Below are 19,481 nucleotides of genomic sequence, written 5' to 3' on the forward strand. Positions count from 1 at the left end.
GGACGGGCACATGCCCAGGAGGGAGGGGAGCCACGCGGAGAAGTGGGACGCGTCACAAGAGGTGTCGCAGGACGCGTCCCGGGGCGTGTCGCCAGGCGTGTCGCGGGTGGTGCCGGGCGTGTCGCGCGCGGTGGCAGGCGTGTCGCGGGCGGTGGCAGGCGTGTCGCAGGCGGTGCCGGGCGCGGAGGGCTACTTCAGCGGGCGCACGCCCAGGGGACCGCCGATCTCCTCCGCCATCACCCGGCCGGCCTCGAACTCCAGGGTCTCGTCGCCCACGCCCTGGTCGGTGTCCAGGCCGTCCAGCTCCGCCAGGGGCTGGTCCAGGCGGACGTGGGCGAGGACGGAGTGCAGGGCACGCAGGGTCCCGGAGGCCGTGGCGCCCCAGTTGGAGAAGTAGGAGAACTGCCACCACCACAGCGCCTCGGTGACGCGGCCCGCGCGGTAGTGGGCCATGCCGTGGCGCAGGTCGGTGATGACGTCGGCCAGGTCGTCGGAGATGCGGGCCGGCACCGGGGCCTTGCGGGGCTCGTAGGGGTCGAAGACCTCCGAGTAGACGTCGACCGGGTCCAGCAGCCGGGCGAGGTTCTCGCGGAGCTCGTCCACGTCCGGTTCCGGGCCGAGGTCGGGCTCGTAGCGCTCCTCCGGCACGATGTCCTCGTGCGCGCCGAGCCGGCCGCCGGCCAGCAGCAGCTGGGAGACCTCCAGCAGGAGGAAGGGGACCGCCGAGCCCGGCTCGTCGCCCTTCGCCACCTCGGTGACGGCCACCAGGAAGCTCTCGACCTGGTCGGCGATCTGGACCGCGAAGTCGTCCGGTTCGTGCGCCGTGGAGTGCAGCGTGGCCTCGGACAGCGTGGCTCCGGACAGCGTGGCGTCAGTCATCTCAGACATCTAGGAGTCGTCTCCCCTCGAAGGCGCGTCCGAGGGTCACCTCGTCCGCGTATTCCAGGTCGCCACCCACCGGGAGGCCGCTGGCCAGGCGGGTGACCTTCAGGCCCATGGGCTTGATCATGCGGGCGAGGTAGGTGGCGGTCGCCTCGCCCTCCAGGTTCGGGTCCGTGGCCAGGATCAGCTCCGTGACCGTCCCGTCGGCCAGCCGCGCGAGGAGTTCCCGGATCCGCAGGTCGTCCGGGCCCACACCTTCGATGGGGCTGATCGCCCCGCCGAGGACGTGGTACCGGCCGCGGAACTCGCGGGTGCGCTCGATCGCCACGACGTCCTTGGGCTCCTCGACCACGCAGATCACCGACGGGTCGCGGCGGGCGTCACGGCAGATGTTGCACAGCTCCTCCTGCGCCACGTTGCCGCAGGCCGCGCAGAAGCGGACCTTCGCCTTGACCTCCAGGAGGGCCTGCGCCAGCCGCCGTACGTCCGTCGGTTCCGCCTGCAGGATGTGGAAGGCGATCCGCTGGGCGCTCTTGGGACCCACGCCGGGCAGCCGCCCCAGCTCGTCGATGAGGTCCTGGACCACGCCTTCGTACAACGGACTGCCGTCCTTCCTGGGGTGCCTTACGGTACGTACGGTAGTTGGCCGCGGCCCCGGTTAGAAGGGCAGCCCGGGGATACCGCTGCCGCCGCCCAGGCCCTGGGCGAGCGGGCCGAGCTTCTGCTGCTGCAGCGTCTGCGCGTTCTCGTTGGCCGCGTGGACCGCCGCGACGATCAGGTCGGCGAGGGTCTCGGTGTCCTCCGGGTCCACCGCCTTCGGGTCGATCTTCAGGGCGCGGAGTTCTCCGGCGCCGGTGACCGTGGCCTTCACCAGACCGCCGCCGGCCTGGCCGTCGACCTCGGTCCGCGCCAGTTCCTCCTGCGCGCTCTGCAGGTCCTGCTGCATCTTCTGGGCCTGCTGCAGCAGTTGCTGCATGTTCGGCTGGCCACCACCGGGGATCACGATCAGCTCCTTGTCCGCACAGGGTCTTGCCGTCCGCCCCGAGCCTACGCGGTCCGCGCACGCACCGCCCCGGCACTCTTTCGGGTGAGTGGATTCCGAGTCCTATACCTGATCAAGACCCTCTTACGGGCGGAAAGGAGGAGAAAGACGCCTCTTCGCCACCCATTGGGCGGTAGGAAGGGTCCGGCGCGTCAGCAACACGCGTCACGGTGTCAGGCGACGTTCGCTCGGGACCGGCGGGTCCGGGACCGGCAGGGTCCGGGACCGGCGGGTTCGGATCAGTAGGGAGTGCCGGGTGGGTCAGCCGGAGATGCAGCCCGAGGGTCCGTCTCAGGACGAGCGGGGCGAAGGGCCCGCCGGGCTGCGGCCGGGCGACCAGACCGGGCGGCCCTTTCCCGTCGGGGACTGGGGGGAGCCCGCGGAGCGGCTGCACGAGCTGTACCGCTGGGCGGAGCGCGGCGCGCTGGAGACGGCGGCCTGGTACCTCGCCGACCGGGTCGGCAAGCGGCGGGCGGCGCGGGCGCTGCGGGCGGGCGCCGCGGCGGGCGCGGTCACCGGGGCCGCGCTGCCGCTGCTGGACCTGACCGGGTGGGCCGACGGGGCGGCCGTGTGGGGGTATCCGGCGTTGCTGCTGGCGGTGGCGTGCGTGGCCCTGGACCGGGTCTTCGGGTTCACCTCGGGCTGGATGCGGGACGTGGCGACCGCGCAGGCCGTGCAGCGGCGGCTGCAGGTGCTCCAGTTCGACTGGGCGTCGGAGAACGTGCGGGAGGTGCTCGGTCCGGCGGAGGGCACGGCGAGCGAGGCCGCCGAGCGGTGCCTGGGGGTGCTGCGCCGGTTCTCGGAGGACGTGGCGGAGCTGGTGCGCATTGAGACAGCGGGCTGGATGGTGGAGTTCCGCACCGGCCCGGCGCCCATGAGCATCCAGTCGGCGGCCACGCCCGGCGGGCGGCCGGAGCCGGTGAACGGCCAGGCGCGTTTCCCGCTGCCGCCCGGAGCGGCGAGCGCCCGCCCCAACATGCCCCGCCAGCGCCCGCCCGAGCCCCGCTGACACGGGGCTGGCAGGCCGGCCGCGGGTGGGCCGGCTCTGGATGAGCCGGCTCTGGACGGGCCGGCCGCCGGTGGGCTGGTCGAGGGGGAGCCAGTCAGGGCGAGCCGGTCAGGGGGAGCCGGTCACTGCTTGGTGTACGTCAGCGACTCGCCGTTGCTCGTGTTCACGCGGTCCAGCGTGCCGTCCGGCCGCAGCGTGATCTCGGTGGCGCCGCCGGGTGAGCAGGAGCCGGAGTCGCCGCCGGAGGTCACGGTGGACGGGCCGATCTCCAGCGGTCCGCCGTCGGCCGGCTGCTCGCTGAGCGCGGCCTGGAACACGCAGTGGTAGTCGCCGCTGCTGGTGGGCCCGTCGGCGGTCAGGGACAGCACCGTGTCGCCCACCTCGCCCTGCTGGATGGTCAGGCGCCGGGTGTGCTCGCCGTCGGCGTTGGTGATCGTGGCGGTCCAGGTGCCCAGGTAGCCGGCCGGGATCGTGCCGTCCGGCGAGACGGAGTCGGATGCGGAGGGGGACGGCGACGCGGTCGTCGGCGTCGGCGTGGGCGTGGTCGGACCGGGCGTGGGGGACGCGCTGCTGGTGGGCGGCGGTGAAGGCTTGTCGTCGGCCTGGTCGTCGCCGCCGTTCAGGAGGGCGTAGACCGTGCCGCCGGCGCCGAGCGCGACCACCAGGGCGATCGCGACCAGGGCCGCGGTGGAGCGGCCGTTCCGGCGCGGGGGCTCCGGCGGGGCGCCCGCGCCGGAGCCCGACGACGGGCCGTACGGCGGGGTGGGCCCGTACGGCGGGGTGGGCCCGTACGGCGGGGTGGGCCCGTACGGCGGGGTGGGCCCGTTCGGCGGGGTGGAGCCGAGCGCGCCGTAGGCGGCCGGGGACTGCTGCGGGTAGCCGTAGGCGCCGGGCTGCTGCTGGGGATGGCCGTAGGCGCCGGGCTGCTGGGGGTAGCCGTAGCCCTGGGACTGGGGGTGCTGCTGGGGAGCGCCGTAGGCGGGGTGCGCGGGCGCGGACGGGGTCGTCCGGCCGGCGGCCATCGTCGGGAGGTGGTTCAGCGGCGCCCCGTCGCCCGGCCGTCCCGGCGGGGGCGGGACCGCGAACGGCCCCGGCTGCGACGTCGACTGTGGCTGCGACGTCGACTGTGGCTGCGGCACCGGCGCCGGGCCGCCGTGGGCGCCGTCGGCGCCGACGGAGGCGGCAGCGGCGGCTGCGGCGGCGGCTGCGGCGTCTTCGCCGGCGGCGGTGAGGGGAGCGGGCCCGGGCCCGGGGTCCGGGTCGGTGGTCCCGGGCTTGCGGAGCGAGATCTCCGCCGTCCGCTGCGGGTCCTCCGAGTCCAGCAACTGCACCGCGTGCCGTCCGAGTTGGGCGACCAGCGCGCCCGGCAGCCACGGGTCCCGCGACCGCCCGTCCGAGACGGTGTCGTCGGCCCCGGTGCGGCTGAGGATCCGGTCCAGCGTCGGACGGGCCGCGGGGTCCTTCTTCAGGCAGTCCCGCACCAGGTCGGCGATCCCCTCGGGCACGCCCTCAAGGTCCGGCTCCTCCTCGGCGATGCGGAACATCAGGGCGTGCACCCCGCTGTTGGCGGCGCCGAAGGGGAGGCGGCCGGTGGCGGCGTAGGCCAGCACGGACCCGAGGCAGAAGACGTCGCAGGCCGGGGTGATCCGGTCGCCGCGCACCTGCTCGGGCGCCATGAAGCCGGGCGAGCCGACGAGCGCGCCGGTGCGGGTGAGCCCGCCGTCGGTCACGGTCTCCATGGCCCGCGCGATGCCGAAGTCGATGACCCGGGGCCCGTCGATGGTCACCAGCACGTTGGACGGCTTCAGGTCGCGGTGCACGATCCCGGCGGCGTGGATGTCCCGCAGCGCGTGCGCGAGCCCGGCGGCGAGGATGCGCACCGACCGCTCGGGCAGCGCCCCGTGGTCGTGCCCGACGACCTGCTGGAGGCTCGGCCCGGCGACGTACCCGGTGGCGACCCACGGCACGGGCGCCTCGGTGTCGGCGTCCAGCACCGGCGCCGTCCAGTGGCCGCCGACCTGCCGCGCGGCCTGCACCTCCTGCCGGAACCGGGCCCGGAACTCCTCCTGCGCGGCCAGTTCCTCGCGCACCAGCTTCACGGCGACGGTACGCCCGCGGTCCGACCGCGCCAGATACACGTACCCCATGCCGCCGGCGCCGAGCCGCGCCAGCAGCCGGTACGCGCCTATCCGCTGCGGATCCCCCGCCTGCAGCTTCTCCATCGCAGGCCCTCCCCCGTGCCGCCCCTGTGCAACGGCCCCCACGATAGTGCGGCCGTCCCGGGCGGCGGGGCGGGGCCGTCTCTACGGTTCCGTAACAGGAGTGCCGAGCCGGTCGAGCACCTCGGACAGCCGTTCCAGCGCCCGTACGGCGTCGGCGAGGCCGGCCTGCCCGAAGGCCTCCGCCAGCCGGTCGGCGAAGGCGGCGTGGCCGGGGCCGATCCGCCCGACCGCGGCCCGCCCCGCCTCGGTGGGCGCGAGGAGCTTGGCGCGGCGGTGGGCGGGGTTGGGCCGGTACTCGGCGAGTCCCCGCTCGACGAGCAGGTCGGCGACGCGCTGGACGCTCTGCCGGGTGATGCCCATCGCGCGGGCGACCGCGGAGACGGGCAGCGGCTCGGCGAGGACCGCGCCGAGCACCTGCCACCAGGCGGCGGTCAGCCCGGCCGGCCGCGCCAGTTCCTCGGCGACGGCGAGGAACTGGCCGTTGAGCCGGAACACCCCGAGGGCGCCGCGGCTGAGCAGTTCCTGGCGCTCCCGGCTCACCGGGCACCGGCCCGCTGCAGCACGGCGTACGCCTCCGCGTCGGAGTCGTGGTACAGCCGGTACCAGGCGTCCAGGACCTCGCCCTCGTACACCCCGAGCAGCCGCAGGATCTCCCGGGCGAAGGCGACCGGCTCGGTGGGCCCGGCGGTGACCAGGCCGCCGTCGGTGACGGCGTCGGCGTCGGCGTACCGTCCGCCGCCGCGGTAGCCGGTGGCGGCGAGGTAGAAGGACACCGCGCTGGTGTGCCCGCGCTCGTCGAGCAGCCCCTCACGGGCGAGCCCGGCGGTGGCCCCGCAGATCGCGGCGACGGGCACCCCGGCGTCGAGGAACTCCCGCGCCTTGCGCGCGAAGGGCGCGAGCCGGTCGCCCGCGTCCCACAGGTCGGCGCCCGGCAGGATCAGCAGCGAGCTGCCGGACGGCCGTACGTCGTCCAGGACCAGGTCGGGGCGGACGGCCAGCCCCCCGATGCTGCGCACGGTGTCCGCCGAGGCGCCGACCGTCCGCACCTCGTACCCGGCACGGGCGAGTGAAGCGGTCGCGTACCCGGTCTCCCAGTCGGCGAGGGTGTCGTAGACGGCGAGCTGTACGGGGTGACGGTTCACGGGTCCTCCTCGGCACGACGGCGGCACGACGGCGCACGACGGCGCACGATGACACGGCCAATCCTGACAGCAGACTGTCATTTACGCAGCATGCTGTCAAAATCAGAACGCGGCCCCCGTCGACAGACTGTCGCGCCGTCCCGCCGACCCGGGGACAGAACGCCGATGTCGCCTCCCCCTCCCGGGCGCCTACGCTCCCCGGCATGACCCCTCAGCCAAACCCCGAGGCCGGCGCGGCCGTGAAGGCCGCGGACCGTGCGCACGTGTTCCACTCCTGGTCCGCGCAGGAACTCATCGACCCGCTCGCCGTCGCCGGCGCCGAGGGCTCGTATTTCTGGGACTACGACGGCAAGCGCTACCTGGACTTCACCAGCGGGCTCGTCTACACGAACATCGGCTACCAGCACCCGAAGGTCGTCGCCGCGATCCAGGAGCAGGCCGCGCGGATGACCACGTTCGCGCCCGCCTTCGCCGTGGAGTCCCGCTCCGAGGCCGCCCGGCTGATCGCCGAGCGGACGCCGGGGGACCTGGACAAGATCTTCTTCACCAACGGCGGCGCCGACGCCGTGGAGCACGCGGTGCGCATGGCACGGCTGCACACGGGGCGCGCCAAGGTGCTGTCGGCGTACCGCTCGTACCACGGCGGCACCCAGCAGGCCGTCAACATCACCGGCGACCCCCGGCGCTGGGCCTCCGACAGCGCCACCGCCGGGGTCGTGCACTTCTGGGCGCCCTACCTGTACCGCTCCCGCTTCTACGCGGAGACCGAGGAGCAGGAGTGCGCGCGGGCGCTCGAGCACCTGGAGACGACCATCGGCTTCGAGGGGCCCGGCACCATCGCCGCGATCATCCTCGAGACCATCCCCGGCACGGCCGGGATCATGGTGCCGCCGCCCGGCTACCTGGCCGGGGTGCGCGAGCTGTGCGACAAGTACGGGATCGTGTTCGTCCTGGACGAGGTCATGGCCGGCTTCGGGCGGACCGGCGAGTGGTTCGCGGCCGACCTCTTCGGTGTCGTACCGGACCTGATGACCTTCGCCAAGGGCGTCAACAGCGGATACGTGCCGCTGGGCGGCGTCGCCATCTCCGGCGCGATAGCGGAGACCTTCGGCAAGCGGGCCTACCCGGGCGGCCTGACCTACTCCGGTCACCCGCTGGCCTGCGCGGCCGCCGTCGCGACGATCAACGCCATGGCGGAGGAGGGCGTCGTGGAGAACGCCCGCGACCTGGGCGCGTCCGTCGTCGGCCCCGCCCTGCGCGAGCTGGCCGACCGGCACCCCAGCGTCGGCGAGGTCCGCGGCACCGGCATGTTCTGGGCGGTCGAGCTGGTGAAGAACCGGGAGACACGCGAGCCGCTGGTGCCGTACAACGCGGCCGGCGAGGCGAACGCCCCGATGGCCGCCTTCGCCGCCGCCGCGAAGAAGCACGGCATCTGGCCCTTCGTGAACATGAACCGCACCCATGTCGTGCCGCCGCTGAACACGGGCGAGGCCGAACTGAAGGAGGGGCTGGCGGCACTGGACGCCGCGCTGTCCGTGGCGGACGAGTACACGGCTTAGAAGCGCTGCCCGGGCTTTCCCGCCGCCGGCCGCCCACAGCCGGGCGTCCGCCGCAACCCGGGGAATCCGAACGCGTAAGGTGGCGTGCTCGTAAAGGTATACGAGCACGTGCGCGAGCACGCCACCCGACCGCGACGAGGAGACGCCCGACCCATGCCCCCCAGCAGCGGCGGCGGCGCCGTCACCCGGAGCACCCTGCGGCAGCAGATAGCCGACGCGCTCCGCGACGAGGTGCTGGCGGGACGACTCCAGCCGGGGCAGGAGTTCACGGTGAAGGAGATCGCCGAGCAGTACGGGGTCTCCGCGACTCCCGTCCGCGAGGCCCTGGTCGACCTGGCCGCGCAGGGACTCCTCGACGCCGACCAGCACCGCGGATTCCACGTCCACGAGTACTCCGTGACGGACTACCTCGGCATCGTCGAGGCCCGCGCCCTGGTCACCGACGGCATGTTCGACGCGATCGAGCGCGGCCACGAACGGTTCCGGCGCACCGACGCCCCGCGTGCCGCGGCCGCCCTCGCGGGCGTGCGGCGCCGCGCCGAGGAGGCCCGGCGGGCCGCACTCGCCGGTGACCTGACCGTACTGATCGGCTACGACCTGCGCTTCTGGCGCGAGCTGGGCGCCCTCTTCGGCAACCCGTACCTCTCCGACTTCCTGCACCGGCTGCGCGTGCAGTCCTGGGTGTGCGCGGTGCAGCACCTGCGCCGGCTGGCCGACCTGCGCGGTGTGCTGTGGTGCCGGCACACCGACCTGGTCGACTCCCTGGCGCAGCGCGACACCGCGGCCGCCCGCGGCATCGTCCAGGCATGCGACGCCCACGCGGTGGCCCTCATCGAGCGGCTGGCCGCCCGGTGAACGGGCCGGCCGAGGTCGTCGACCTCTCCGTGGTCATCCCCGCCTACAACGAGGAGCGGCGGCTCGGGCCGACGCTCGACGCCGTCACCCGCTACCTGGGCGAGAACGAGGACCGCTGGGGCGCCTGGGAGGTCGTCGTCGCCGACGACGGCTCCAACGACGGGACCGGGGACCTGGTCACCGAGCGCGAGGACCCCCGCGTCCGGCTGGTCGCCGGCCCCCGCAACCGCGGCAAGGGCAGCGCCCTGCGCCTGGGCGTCGCCGCCTCCCGCGGCCGGCGGGTGCTGGTCACGGACGCCGACCTGGCGGCACCGATCGAGGAGCTGGAGAAGCTCGACAAGGCGCTGTGCGAGGGCAACGCGGCGGCGATCGGCTCCCGTTCGGTGCCCGGCGCGACCATCGAGGACCGCCAGCACCGGCTGCGCGAACTGCTCGGCCGCGCCGGCAACGTACTGATACGCCGGACAGCCGTGCCCGGCATACGGGACACCCAGTGCGGCTTCAAGCTGTTCGAGGGCGACCGGGCCCGCGAGGCGTTCGCCGCCTCCCGGCTCAACGGCTGGGGCATCGACGTCGAAGTGCTGCGCCACTTCCACCGCGCCGGCCGGCAGATCGCCGAGGTCCCCGTCCGCTGGTCCCACCAGCCCGGCTCGAAGGTGCGCTCCCTCGACTACCTCCGCGTCCTCGCCGAACTGACCCTGCTGCGCGCCCGCGCCGTGCGCCCGGCCGACGTACTGGCCGTGACCCTGTTCCTGCTGATGTCGGCGGCCCTGTACTCGGGCCGGCTGTCCGACCCGGGCCACCGCTACCTCCCCGACTCCCTCCAGGACCAGAACCAGTGGGAGTGGTTCTTCGCGGTCACCGCCGACAACGTCGCCCATCTGCGCAACCCGCTCTTCACCGACCTCCAGGGCTTCCCCGACGGCGTGAACCTCATGGCCAACACCGTCATGCTGGGCCTGTCCGTGCCGTTCGCCCCGCTGACCCTGCTCGCGGGGCCGGCGGTCTCGCTGAGCGTCGCCATGGCGCTGGGCCTGGCCGCCACGGCCGCCGCCTGGTACGGGCTGATCGTGAAACGGCTCGTACGGCGCCGCGCCGCGGCCTTCACCGGCGCGGCCCTCGCCGCGTTCGCGCCGCCCATGGTCAGCCACGCCAACGCGCACCCCAACTTCGTGATCCTGTTCATGATCCCGCTGATCGTCGACCGCGCCCTGCGCCTGTGCGCGGGCACCCGGGTCGTGCGGGACGGGATCGTGCTCGGGCTGATGGCGGCCTATCAGGTCTTCCTCGGCGAGGAGCCGCTGCTGCTCGCGTCGATCGGCATGGTGCTGTTCGCGGGCGCCTACGGGGTCGTACGGCGGGACGTCGCCAGGGCGGCCCGGCGGCCGCTGCTGAAGGGCCTGGCGGTCGGCGCGGCGGTCTGCCTGCCGCTGGTCGCCCTCCCCCTGGCCTGGCAGTTCGCCGGCCCGCAGAGCTACAAGAGCGTGCTGCACGGCGACAACGCGGGCAACAGCCCGCTCGCCCTGCTGTCGTTCGCGGAACGCTCCCTGATCTGGGGCGACGCGGTACGCGCGAACGCCCTCTCGCTCAACCCGACCGAGCAGAACGCCTTCTACGGCTGGCCGCTGGTCGCCGTCGCCTTCGCGATCGTCGTACGGCTGTGGGAGCGCGCGCTGGTCAAGGCGCTGGCGTTCACGGCGGTGGCCGCCGCGGTGCTCTCCCTGGGGCCGAAGTTCCGCATCCCGATGACGGACCAGGTCTACCCCGGCCCCTGGGCGCTGCTCACCCACAAGCCGCTCTTCGAGTCGGTCATCGAGGGCCGGGTCGCGATGATCTGCGCGCCGGTGCTCGGCATGCTGCTCGCGCTCGCGGTGGACAGGCTGGCGGCCACCCGCAGTCCCGGCACCCAGTACGTCGGCCTGCTCGGCGTCTGCCTCGCCCTGCTGCCGCTGATCCCGGCCCCGCTCAAGGCGGTCGACCGGGCCGGGACGCCGGCCTTCTTCACCGACGGGGCGTGGAAGAGTTACGTCGGCGACGGAGAGTCGCTGGTCACCGTGCCGCTTCCCGACCCCGGCAACGCGGAGGCGCTGCACTGGCAGACCGAGGCCGGCCTCGGTTTCCGGCTCCCCGGCGGCTACTTCAACGGCCCCTACGGCGACGACCGCATCGGCATCTACGGGGCGGTGCCGCGCTACACGTCCAACATGCTGCGCGAGGTCCGCTACACGGGCGTGGTCCCCGCCATCGGCAAGAACTGGCGGGCGCAGGCCCGCCGGGACTTCGCCTTCTGGAAGGCGGGCGTGCTGGTGGTCGCCCCGCAGCCGCACGACGACGCCCTGCGCGAGGCCGTCACCGAACTCGTGGGCCGGGAGGGTATGTGGGTCGACGGCGTGTGGGTATGGGACCTGCACGAGACGCGTCCGCGCGAGGCGAGCTGACGCGAACGAAGCGGCTCACCCCGGGCCGCACCGACTACCCTGCGATGACCACCCTGCTGCTGTCCGAGCTTGCTGTCTGAGCTTGTTGCCCGAGCCTGTTTCTGAGCTTGTTGCCAGAGCTTGTTGTCTGAGGAGCCCTCTTTGGCCTGTGACCTGTGGCTGGTACCGCTCGTCGACGTGTTGTGCCACACGCCCGACAACCCGTTCGCCGAGGAACTCGCGCAATACAACAAGGCGCTCGCCGAGGCCGGGCTGCCGCCGGTGCCGGTCTACCAGTACATGCCGGGACTGTCCGGCGAGGTCGCCCCGGTGGCCGGCTTCGACTACGACGCGCTGCACTTCCTGCGCCGCGTCTACCTCCTCCAGGTGTGCGGGCTCCCGCTGACGCCGGTCGACGCCCTGGGCGGTGACTACGAGCAACTGCTGGAGATGTTCGAGTCGACGGCGCAGCAGTCGCACCTGGTCTGGCACTACGACCACGCGGGCGCCTACGTCCCCGTCGACTTCCCCGCCCCGCTGTCCAACGACGACCTGCTGGCGAACGGCGGCCCGCTGGGCTCCTCCCAGGCGCTGCTGCGGGAGCTGGAGTTCGTGGCCCCGGCGATCGGCATCGACCCGGCCAACCCGCCGGCCGCCCCGGCGCCCCCGGCGGCCCCCACGGACCTGGAGGAACCCGCCGTCCCCGCCCCGTACGACCCCAGCCCCTTCGCCCGCGAACGCCACGTCTGGCTGGGCCTGCACGCGGCGGCGACCCGATCCCTGGCCCAGGGCTCGATGATCGTCTTCAGCTGAGCCGACGCCCGCCGGGGGAGAGTGCCGGGTCGGCCCCCTCCCCGGGCGGCCTGCTCAGTACTGCTCGACTCAGTACTGCTCGACGATGCGGATGGTGCGGATGCCCGTGCCGCGGTAGCGGGTGGGTGTCCTGGTCAGGACGGGACGCCCGCGCGGCCACTCGACGGTGGGCAGGGCCAGGTGCAGCACATGAGCACCGCTCCAGTCCGCCTCGTCCTTGCCCGCCTGTTCCTCGTCCCCGGCGGACGCCGTCCGCAGGCGCTTGCCCACGGCGGTCGCCGGCGCGAAGTCGAGACCCTCGATGTTGACGGACGGCAGCGCGCCGAGGTGCTCCGCGACGCCTGCCCGCTCGCGCTCGGCGGCGGCCAGGCTCAGCGCCGGGATGTAGACGCGCAGCGCGGGGTCCTTCTCAGCCTCGACGACGAGCCGGGAGGCCATGCTGTTGCCCGCACCGAGTGCCAGGGCGGCCGTGTCGTCGAAGATGACGGCACGCGGCAGCGGGTACCGCTCCTGCTCCGTCACTGGACCTCCCCGATGCGCCCGGCCTCCAGGTCGGCCCACAGCTGCTCGCCGGCCTTCTCGTCCTCCTCGGTGTAGGGCCTGCCGAGGAAGTGCTCCTCGACGTACGCCTTGGTCTCCTCGTACCGCCTGCGCAGCTCTTCCTTGGTGGGCGTCGCCCCGGCCAGCTCCGCCACCAGGTCCCGCATGCTCATTCCGCGTTCCCGCGCCAGCTCCTGGAGACGGTCCCGGACGGCGGGGTCGACCTTGATCGTGGTGTCAGCCATGAGCACAGTATACCGGCGGTATACCTTCTCCGGGCGTACGAGTGTGACGGTCATCAGCACTCCTTTTCTGTCGGTTCTTCCGAAGGGCCCGACCGGCGGAACGCCGGCCGGGAGCTTGTGCGCCTACGCGGGCGCCGGCTGCCCCCGCAGCAGGGCGCGGGCCAGTGCGCCGCCGCGCCGTGCGGCCTCCCGGTAGGCGGAGGGGCCGGGCCTGCGGACCTCGCCCGCCACGACCTCGACCGCCGTGACCGGCACCGCCGCCGACGCGGCCGGCCCGGCCGGGCACTTGCGGCGCAGCCGGTTCTCCACGATCGCGGCGGCGGAGTACACCCGGGACGGCAGACCGTCCGTCAGCGCGGCCCGCACCTGCGCGCTGCTCGCCCCCGCGTCCCACCACTCCTCCACCAGCGGCGCGAGCCGCAGCGCATCGGCGGCGCCGAGCGTCAGCCGGGGCTCGCCCCGCCCGAGCGAGCCGAGCAACTTCGCGGCGAGCGCGGTGCGTTCGCCGACCTCGCCCTGCTCGGCCGCCTCGGCCGCGGGCGGCGGGGGCGGGGAGGGAGGTTCTTGTTCCCCGGTCTTTTCTCCCGAAGGGAGCGGGCCCGAGGACTCGCCGTCCGCCACGCCGGAGGCCAGGTTTTGGACTTCTTCCTCTTCACCCGCGGGTGGCTCATCCTCGTACGGGGTGTCGAACACCTCGTAGACGGTGAAGAGTTGGCCACTCTCCCGGCTCTTCCGCACCACCCGCCGCAGATACCTGGATTCCTCCAGTTCATGCAGCGCGGCGGCGATCCGCGCCCGGCCTTCCTTGCGCTGCTCGGCGAGCGTGCGGATGGTGACCCGGGCCTCGTTCGGGAGGCTCAATAGGTACGTCAGTACGCCGACCGCGCACCAGGAGATGCTGCGATCACGCAGGAGAGCGTTGGAGAAGACGGAAAAGGCGCGCGTGGGCGTCGTACGATGAATGCGCATCGGGAGGTTCTGCTCCTGGTGTCGAGCCCCCGGGTGTTGGCGCACCGCGGGGGCGTTTCTTTGCTGCCGTGACTCTATGGGCACGCAGAGCGACGAGCGCAAGCCGGAACGGGCTTTTACCAGGCGGAACTTCCCGTCTTTCACTCCGCCGAGTGAAGCGCGGTCCGCAGGAGCAGGGTGTGGACGAGCCGGTCGCACCCGGAGGGCCGATAACGCCAACTCAGCGGCCAGGTTTCCCCATCCAGCGCGGGGACCGGGATGTACGAGACGTGGTGCGGGCCCGCGGTCAGCCGCGTGACGCCGTCCGGCCAGGCGCGGTGGGAGGTACTGCCGACCGGCACGAGGAAGTAGACCGCCCGGCGCCCGTTCGCCTCCTCCACCACGGGACCGGGGTCACCGCCGGTCATCAGCGCGAGCCGGTCCGCCAGGGCGCGGCCTTCGTCGCCGTCGACCCGTACCGCGTCGAACTGAACTCCGGCCTTGCGGAGTTGGATGCCCCTCGCCGGGATCCAGGCACTTTCCGTGTTCATAGGGAGAGTTTCGGCAGGCGCGGCTAGTTTCTTCATGACTCTGAGTCGCCGGTCAACCACGGTCGGATATCGACGGCGGCGAGTCATGACCGGTTGGGTTCGGTTGAGTCAGGGGGTGACCGCGATGGCGCGGGCCGAGAACAAGACGGAGGCGGGCGGCACGGCACATCTCGTCGCCGCCCTGGCGAAGGCGTTGCGCGAGCAACAGGATCTTTCGCAGGAGCAGTTGGGCCGGATGATCGGCTACACGGCATCGGCGGTCAGCGCGATGGAGACGTGCGCGCAGCCCGCGAGCGACCAGATGCTGGCGAAGCTGGAGGAGACGATCGGGGGCGGGTTGGGGGTGTTCCAGACGGCACGCAAGTGGATGCTGCTGGAGAAGTACCCGGCGCGCTTCCGGGGCTTCTCGGAGATGGAGGCGGGGGCGCTGACACTCTCCTCGTACGAGACGCTCGTCGTCGACGGCCTGTTCCAGACGGAGGACTACGCAGCGGCGTTGATCGGTGGCAGTCACCCGCCGGTCTCCGAGGGCAAGCGTGAGGAACTGGTCGAGGCTCGACTGGCCCGCAGAGCGCTCTTCGACCGGGATCCGGCGCCGTTCATCGAGCTGATCCTCGAAGAGGCCGTGCTGCGGCGGCCGTTCGGCAACTGGGATGTCCTTCGGGGGCAGTTGCGGTCACTCGCCGAGGACGCACGACGCGACAACGTCTGTGTGCAGATCCTTCCGCTGGATCGCGGACTGCGCGGAACGTACGCCGGCGACCGCGGCCCGATGAAACTCGTGGAGACGGCAGACCACCAACACGTCGTCTACCTGGAGATCGAGGACCAGGGCATTCTGGTCAGCGACCCCACGGAGGTCTCCCGGCTCGCCCACCGCTATGCGAGGATCCGCGCACAGGCCCTGAGTCCGGACGACTCACTGAGCCTCATCGAGCGGTTGGCGGGAGAGGAACGATGACCGGCACAGGGACGCTTCGGTGGTTCAAGTCCAGCTACAGCGACGACGGCGGCGGCAACTGCGTCGAGGTCGCCTACGACTGGCACAAGTCGTCGTACAGCGACGGCGGCGGCGGCAACTGCGTCGAAGTCGCCGTCTGCCCCCGTGCCGTTCACGTCCGTGACTCCAAGAAGGCCGACGGCCCACACCTCACCGTCTCCGGTGAGGCCTGGGCCGCCTTCCTCCATCGTCCGCTCAGCCGGCGTTGACCTTGACGTAGTCGCCGGTGGACGTCTTCGCGCCGGTCGTGGCCGTGCCCGCGAACTGGTAGCGGAAGTAGCCGCTCTTGGTGGCCTTCACGGTGGTGGACAGGGCGCCGCCGGTGCCGGAGGTCACCGTCTTGACGGTCGTGTACGTGGTGCTGCCGGCCGGGCGGAACTGCAGCTTCACCGACTGGTCCTGGTAGCCCGTGTACGTGCCCGTGGACCAGTTGGCGCGGGTCAGCTTGCCCTTGACGGTGAGGGTCTTGCCCTTGACCACGGGCTCCGGTGTCGCGTCGGCGGTGAGCTTCGCGGCACGCTTGATCTGGAGGGTGCCGAGGTTGCCCCAGATGTCGTAGCCGGAGCCGAAGCTGATGTGGCCGTCGGAGTCGTCGCTGTCCTGCTCGATGTGGCTGTAGAAGCCGCCCGCCGTCCAGGTGGTGGCGTCGGCGGCCGCGTAGAGGCTGTCCTGCGGGTCGACGGTGATCGTCTCCGTGCACGCCTCGGTCACCGTGGTGTCCGTCGTGGCCATGGTGGCGCAGGCCGGCGCGCTGTCGGGATCGAGGCCGTTCGCCATGTCGCTGAGCTTGCCGCGGTAGAGCAGCACGCCGGCGAAGGTCGTCTTGTAGTCGATCACCAGGTCGGACGGCCGGGTCAGCGTGTACGTCACCGGCACCTCCACCGTGGCGGTCGTGCCGACCACGATCCCCTTGCCCAGGTTCACCGTGACGTCGGAGAAGACCAGGTCCGGGCTGGTGGTGGCGGCCGAGGCGAGCGGCGCGGTGAGGCCGGTCAGAGCCAGGGCACCGGACAGGGCGACGCCTATGGCGAGCTTTCGCATGTGTTCCCCCCACATTCGGCAGCGAGCCCCTGGGCGAGTGCGCTCCAGAACCAGAGTCCGCTGGTGAGAGTGAGCCTAGGGGGTGCCGGGTGCTGCCGTGTCAGGGGGATCGGAGGAAGTGGGTTCCGCGGTGGCCCGCTCCATGACCTGCTCGTACCAGGCCGCCCCCACGCTCTTCGGGACCTTGGCCGTCAGGCCCTCTTCCTTGGTGAAGGCGAGCGCCCCGCGGTAGGCACCGCCGCCGCAACCGTCGGACTGGTGGTGAGCCTCTCCTCGGCCGAGGCGTCGACGAGAGGCTGCCGGCGCCCGGGCGGGTGATCCGCAGACGCACCGTGCCGATCTCGGGGCCCACGTCGTCCGGCAGATTGAGATCGGCCTTGCTGATGTCCTCATCGGGCAGCCGCCCCTTGACGCACTTGCCCTGCGCGCACAGTTCCACGGAGGCTCCGGCGAGATCACCGTACCCCTCGTGCACGACGAACACGCCGACACCGCCGACGACGCCCACACCGGCACGGCTGGGACGAGCCACAGGCGGAAACCGCCATGAGCAGCGTGGAGACGCCGACAAGAACGCACGGCCTCGTCACCCGGGTCGCCCTCACCATTCCTTGATCCTCCCATTTAAGAACGCTCGTTCTTGACCGATCGTTCTTTAATCGCATACGGTCATGGGCATGGGACGACCACGCGCCTTCGACACCGAGCAGGCCGTCAGTGCCGCGGCCGCCGTCTTCGCCACTCACGGCTACGAGGGCACCTCGGTGGACGACCTGGTCACCGCCACCGGCATCCACCGAGGCAGTCTCTACAAGGTCTTCGGCTCCAAGCGGGGCCTGCACCTGACCGCCCTCCGCAACCACCTCGACCACGAGATCCACCCGACCACCGCCGCCATCGCCGCCCTCACCGACCCCGCGCAGGCACTGGCGGCAGCCATCGCCTCGTACGACAGCGGCCCGGCCGCCGGACTTCTCCTCCTCGCCGCCGCCGAACGCGCCGCCCACGACCCGGAGGTCGCGGCGCTGGTCGCGGAAGGCATCACCGCGCTGGAGAACGCCCTGCGCCCCTCCCACGGCGACGCCGCCCCCCAACTCGCCTCCACCGTCCTCGGCACCCGCCTGCGGCTGCGCGCCCAGCCGACCGCCCCCAAGGAGCACTGACATGGCCCTGATTTCCATCGACCGTGAACGCGGCCTGCTGATAGCTGAGTTCCAGGGCCTCGACAAGCTCTGGACTCTCAAGAGCCGCCTGGAGATCCCCCTCACCCACGTGCGTGGCGCCACCCACGACCCCGGCATCGCCCGCGAGCCGAAGGGCATGCGCGTCGCCGGCACCTACTTCCCCGGTGTGATCACCGCCGGCCGCTTCCGGCACAACGGTGAACGCCTCTTCTGGGACGTGAAGAACCCGGACAAGGCGGTCGTCATCGAACTCGCCGACGGCGAGAGCTACGACCGCCTCGTCATCGAGGTCGACGATCCGCGCGCCACCGTGGCCCTCATCGAACAGTCCATCACCCGCGCCTGAAGGTGACTTCCGGCTTGGACGCCGTTCCCGACGGCCCTGTCGCCCTGTCACCGACGGTGTCAGCCGAGGTGCCGGGCGAAGAACCGCAGCGTGCTGTCCGTCTCGAAGGCCGGGACCTGACCGTGCATGCCGGGGTTGGCGTGCAGCGTCTTCTCGGTCGAGGCGAAGGAGTCGAACAGTGCCAGGCTCCGGGTCCGCGGCACTCGCTCGTCGTCCCACTGCACGAGGAACTCCACCGGGACGGTGATCCGCGCGGCGGTCCCGGCCGGCACCTCGGCACCGGCCAGGCCCAGCACCGCCGCCCGGACCCGGGACTCGGCGGCAATGAGCGGGACACCGATCACGCAGCCCAGCGACACACCCCAGTAGCCGACCGGGCCGGTGCCGACATGACTGAGCTTCTGGACCGCGTCGAGGACTGTCCGCCATTCCGGCACGATCTGGCCGACGACGAGCGCCTGGAAGCCGGCGATCAGCGGGGCCAGTTCCGCACCGGCGGCGAGCCGGGCCTCGTACTCGGTCGCGATCCGGATGAACTCCTCATGTTCCGGCCGGTCACCGTGGGCAGGCGCATCGACCGCCACCACGGCGAACCCGCACTCGGCCACGAAACGGCGCGCACGGTCCACGATGTCAGGGGCCTTCTTGTGCTGGCCGCCGCCGTGCCCCATGGCGATCAGGGGGCGCGCCCCGCCGGCACCTCGTGGAGTCCACAGCACGCCAGGGATGTCGCCGAGGAGGAAGACCTGTTCGAGGACGCCGTCGGACGACGTCTCAGAAGTGAAGCGCATAGCGTTCGGCCTGGTTCACCGCCCTGCGCTACCCGAGGCCGCCGGTGGAGGAAACGTGGCGCGGGTCCGAGGCAGTCGTGGGCAGCGCGGCAAGGAGGCGAGCCCCGGCCGACTGGTCATCGTACGAGCGCAGCGCCTGTGCCAGGCTGGTTCTGGTCCGCAGCGTGGTGATGAGCTCGCGGAGCAGCTGGTCCGTCGCGGCCCACAGGTAGCAGGCCCAGCCGCCCCACATCTCCTCGATCAGAGTGATTCGCTGGTCGCCCGCAGCTCCGACGAACCGGTGAGTGGTGCTGTTGGCGGTGCTCGGCAGGCGTTCGAACAGCTCTCCCAGGGCCGTCAGGTCGGCTGGTGTCGGCTGTTCCCCCTTCGAGTGGACGTGGCGGTTCCCGTCTCCGGTCGGCCGGTCCCAGATCTGGGTCAGGACGAACTCGGAGAAGCTCCGGGCGTGTGGCAGCCAGCTGTCAGGGTCGAGGTCCTCGAACGACACCAGGACCTCCGGGTCCGCGGAGCCGTCGAGCCGCACGGCCCAGTAGCAGACACCCTGGTTCTCGACCATGAACGGCAGCAGACCCTGCGACGCGACCGGGTCGGGGCAGTCCGATTCCTCGTCTGCCGGCCGGCCGAGCTCTTCGATCCGGTAAGGGCGGTCGTCGTTGCTGTAACGCCGCAGGATCTCCACCGCCGAGGCGAGCGAGTACCACTCCCGCACCGACGCGGGCAGGGTGATGTCGTGCCTGGTCTCCAGCTCGTCGAGCGCGGCGACCGCCGCGGCTGACACAGCGGCCGAGTGGCCGGCCAACTGGAGGGCTTGCTGGTGGTACTGGAGATCCACGGTTTCCTCACGTAGCGAGCTGGGCCGGCCGGTACACCGTACCGGCCACCGGTTGCCGACCA

22 protein-coding genes are annotated in these 19,481 nt (G+C 72.3%); 9 read left to right on the forward strand and 13 right to left on the reverse strand.

Annotated features, from left to right (window positions below):
* Positions 1-189 precede the first annotated feature (189 nt).
* From ACH4ZX_RS20205 to ACH4ZX_RS20215, 3 genes are read right to left on the reverse strand one after another with little or no spacing between them, the layout of a single operon-like run.
* Positions 190-849 (reverse strand): DUF5063 domain-containing protein, encoded by a 660-nt coding sequence (locus ACH4ZX_RS20205; RefSeq protein WP_398274409.1) that lies wholly within the window; start codon positions 847-849, stop codon positions 190-192.
* Between the two features lie 31 nt (positions 850-880).
* Complete coding sequence (gene recR, locus ACH4ZX_RS20210) at positions 881-1,480, reverse strand: recombination mediator RecR (protein ID WP_398274213.1); 600 nt, start codon at positions 1,478-1,480, stop codon at positions 881-883.
* A 60-nt stretch (positions 1,481-1,540) separates the two neighbouring features.
* A complete protein-coding gene (locus ACH4ZX_RS20215; RefSeq protein ID WP_398274216.1) occupies positions 1,541-1,885 on the reverse strand; it encodes a YbaB/EbfC family nucleoid-associated protein in 345 nt (114 codons plus the stop codon).
* Positions 1,886-2,180: 295 nt separating this feature from the next.
* Here ACH4ZX_RS20215 and ACH4ZX_RS20220 point away from each other — a divergent pair, with 295 nt between their 5' ends.
* A complete protein-coding gene (locus ACH4ZX_RS20220; RefSeq protein ID WP_398274219.1) occupies positions 2,181-2,933 on the forward strand; it encodes an SLATT domain-containing protein in 753 nt (250 codons plus the stop codon).
* Positions 2,934-3,055: 122 nt separating this feature from the next.
* Here the strand turns inward: ACH4ZX_RS20220 and ACH4ZX_RS20225 are convergent, their stop codons facing one another.
* The 3 genes from ACH4ZX_RS20225 to ACH4ZX_RS20235 all read right to left on the reverse strand — a co-directional run bounded on the left by ACH4ZX_RS20225 (position 3,056) and on the right by ACH4ZX_RS20235 (position 6,297).
* Entirely contained in the window at positions 3,056-5,155 is a 2,100-nt protein-coding gene (locus ACH4ZX_RS20225) for a protein kinase (RefSeq protein WP_398274222.1), read from the reverse strand.
* Between the two features lie 81 nt (positions 5,156-5,236).
* Positions 5,237-5,695 carry a MarR family winged helix-turn-helix transcriptional regulator gene (locus ACH4ZX_RS20230; protein WP_398274225.1) on the reverse strand — a complete coding sequence of 153 codons (459 nt, stop codon included), beginning with the start codon at positions 5,693-5,695 and terminating at the stop codon, positions 5,237-5,239.
* Positions 5,692-6,297 (reverse strand): DJ-1/PfpI family protein, encoded by a 606-nt coding sequence (locus ACH4ZX_RS20235; RefSeq protein WP_398274227.1) that lies wholly within the window; start codon positions 6,295-6,297, stop codon positions 5,692-5,694. Before ACH4ZX_RS20235 ends, ACH4ZX_RS20230 begins: the two co-directional genes overlap by 4 nt.
* Positions 6,298-6,500: 203 nt before the next feature.
* On the opposite strand from ACH4ZX_RS20235, the gene ACH4ZX_RS20240 reads away from it, so the two are divergent.
* The 4 genes from ACH4ZX_RS20240 (at position 6,501) to ACH4ZX_RS20255 (ending at position 11,941) form a co-directional block, all read left to right on the forward strand.
* Positions 6,501-7,856 carry an aspartate aminotransferase family protein gene (locus tag ACH4ZX_RS20240; RefSeq protein ID WP_398274230.1) on the forward strand — a complete coding sequence of 452 codons (1,356 nt, stop codon included), beginning with the start codon at positions 6,501-6,503 and terminating at the stop codon, positions 7,854-7,856.
* A 153-nt stretch (positions 7,857-8,009) separates the two neighbouring features.
* Complete coding sequence (locus tag ACH4ZX_RS20245) at positions 8,010-8,711, forward strand: GntR family transcriptional regulator (RefSeq protein ID WP_398274233.1); 702 nt, start codon at positions 8,010-8,012, stop codon at positions 8,709-8,711.
* Positions 8,663-11,149 carry a glycosyltransferase gene (locus tag ACH4ZX_RS20250; protein ID WP_398274235.1) on the forward strand — a complete coding sequence of 829 codons (2,487 nt, stop codon included), beginning with the start codon at positions 8,663-8,665 and terminating at the stop codon, positions 11,147-11,149. Before ACH4ZX_RS20245 ends, ACH4ZX_RS20250 begins: the two co-directional genes overlap by 49 nt.
* A 141-nt stretch (positions 11,150-11,290) precedes the next feature.
* On the forward strand, positions 11,291-11,941 hold the full coding sequence (locus ACH4ZX_RS20255; protein WP_360745589.1) for a hypothetical protein: 651 nt from the start codon (positions 11,291-11,293) through the stop codon (positions 11,939-11,941).
* A gap of 69 nt (positions 11,942-12,010) precedes the next feature.
* Here the strand turns inward: ACH4ZX_RS20255 and ACH4ZX_RS20260 are convergent, their stop codons facing one another.
* The 4 genes from ACH4ZX_RS20260 to ACH4ZX_RS20275 form a co-directional block, all read right to left on the reverse strand.
* Positions 12,011-12,463 carry a hypothetical protein gene (locus tag ACH4ZX_RS20260; protein WP_398274238.1) on the reverse strand — a complete coding sequence of 151 codons (453 nt, stop codon included), beginning with the start codon at positions 12,461-12,463 and terminating at the stop codon, positions 12,011-12,013.
* Entirely contained in the window at positions 12,460-12,726 is a 267-nt protein-coding gene (locus ACH4ZX_RS20265) for a hypothetical protein (RefSeq protein ID WP_398274241.1), read from the reverse strand. The genes ACH4ZX_RS20260 and ACH4ZX_RS20265 overlap by 4 nt, the downstream gene beginning before the upstream one ends.
* 123 nt (positions 12,727-12,849) lie before the next feature.
* Entirely contained in the window at positions 12,850-13,695 is an 846-nt protein-coding gene (locus ACH4ZX_RS20270) for a hypothetical protein (protein WP_398274244.1), read from the reverse strand.
* 140 nt (positions 13,696-13,835) lie between these two features.
* Complete coding sequence (locus tag ACH4ZX_RS20275) at positions 13,836-14,225, reverse strand: hypothetical protein (RefSeq protein ID WP_398274247.1); 390 nt, start codon at positions 14,223-14,225, stop codon at positions 13,836-13,838.
* 124 nt (positions 14,226-14,349) lie between these two features.
* On the opposite strand from ACH4ZX_RS20275, the gene ACH4ZX_RS20280 reads away from it, so the two are divergent.
* Positions 14,350-15,186: a Scr1 family TA system antitoxin-like transcriptional regulator gene (locus tag ACH4ZX_RS20280; protein WP_398274412.1), complete on the forward strand. Its 837-nt coding sequence runs from the start codon at positions 14,350-14,352 to the stop codon at positions 15,184-15,186.
* A complete protein-coding gene (locus ACH4ZX_RS20285; protein WP_398274249.1) occupies positions 15,183-15,434 on the forward strand; it encodes a DUF397 domain-containing protein in 252 nt (83 codons plus the stop codon). The genes ACH4ZX_RS20280 and ACH4ZX_RS20285 overlap by 4 nt, the downstream gene beginning before the upstream one ends.
* On the opposite strand, the gene ACH4ZX_RS20290 is transcribed toward ACH4ZX_RS20285, so the two are convergent.
* Entirely contained in the window at positions 15,421-16,266 is an 846-nt protein-coding gene (locus ACH4ZX_RS20290; RefSeq protein WP_398274252.1) for a hypothetical protein, read from the reverse strand. The two genes, ACH4ZX_RS20285 and ACH4ZX_RS20290, sit on opposite strands and share 14 nt — an antisense overlap.
* 677 nt (positions 16,267-16,943) lie before the next feature.
* On the opposite strand from ACH4ZX_RS20290, the gene ACH4ZX_RS20295 reads away from it, so the two are divergent.
* Complete coding sequence (locus ACH4ZX_RS20295; RefSeq protein ID WP_398274255.1) at positions 16,944-17,429, forward strand: TetR/AcrR family transcriptional regulator; 486 nt, start codon at positions 16,944-16,946, stop codon at positions 17,427-17,429.
* A 1-nt stretch (position 17,430) separates the two neighbouring features.
* Positions 17,431-17,796, forward strand: coding sequence for a hypothetical protein (locus ACH4ZX_RS20300; protein ID WP_398274258.1), 366 nt, complete (start codon positions 17,431-17,433; stop codon positions 17,794-17,796).
* A 59-nt stretch (positions 17,797-17,855) separates the two neighbouring features.
* Here the strand turns inward: ACH4ZX_RS20300 and ACH4ZX_RS20305 are convergent, their stop codons facing one another.
* Entirely contained in the window at positions 17,856-18,587 is a 732-nt protein-coding gene (locus ACH4ZX_RS20305; protein ID WP_398274261.1) for a dienelactone hydrolase family protein, read from the reverse strand.
* A gap of 28 nt (positions 18,588-18,615) precedes the next feature.
* A complete protein-coding gene (locus ACH4ZX_RS20310; protein WP_398274264.1) occupies positions 18,616-19,419 on the reverse strand; it encodes an SMI1/KNR4 family protein in 804 nt (267 codons plus the stop codon).
* Between the last annotated feature and the right edge of the window lie 62 nt (positions 19,420-19,481).

Origin of the sequence: Streptomyces sp. NPDC020490 (assembly GCF_044335305.1) — a bacterium.
In the GTDB taxonomy this organism is placed as follows: Bacteria; Actinomycetota; Actinomycetes; order Streptomycetales; family Streptomycetaceae; genus Streptomyces.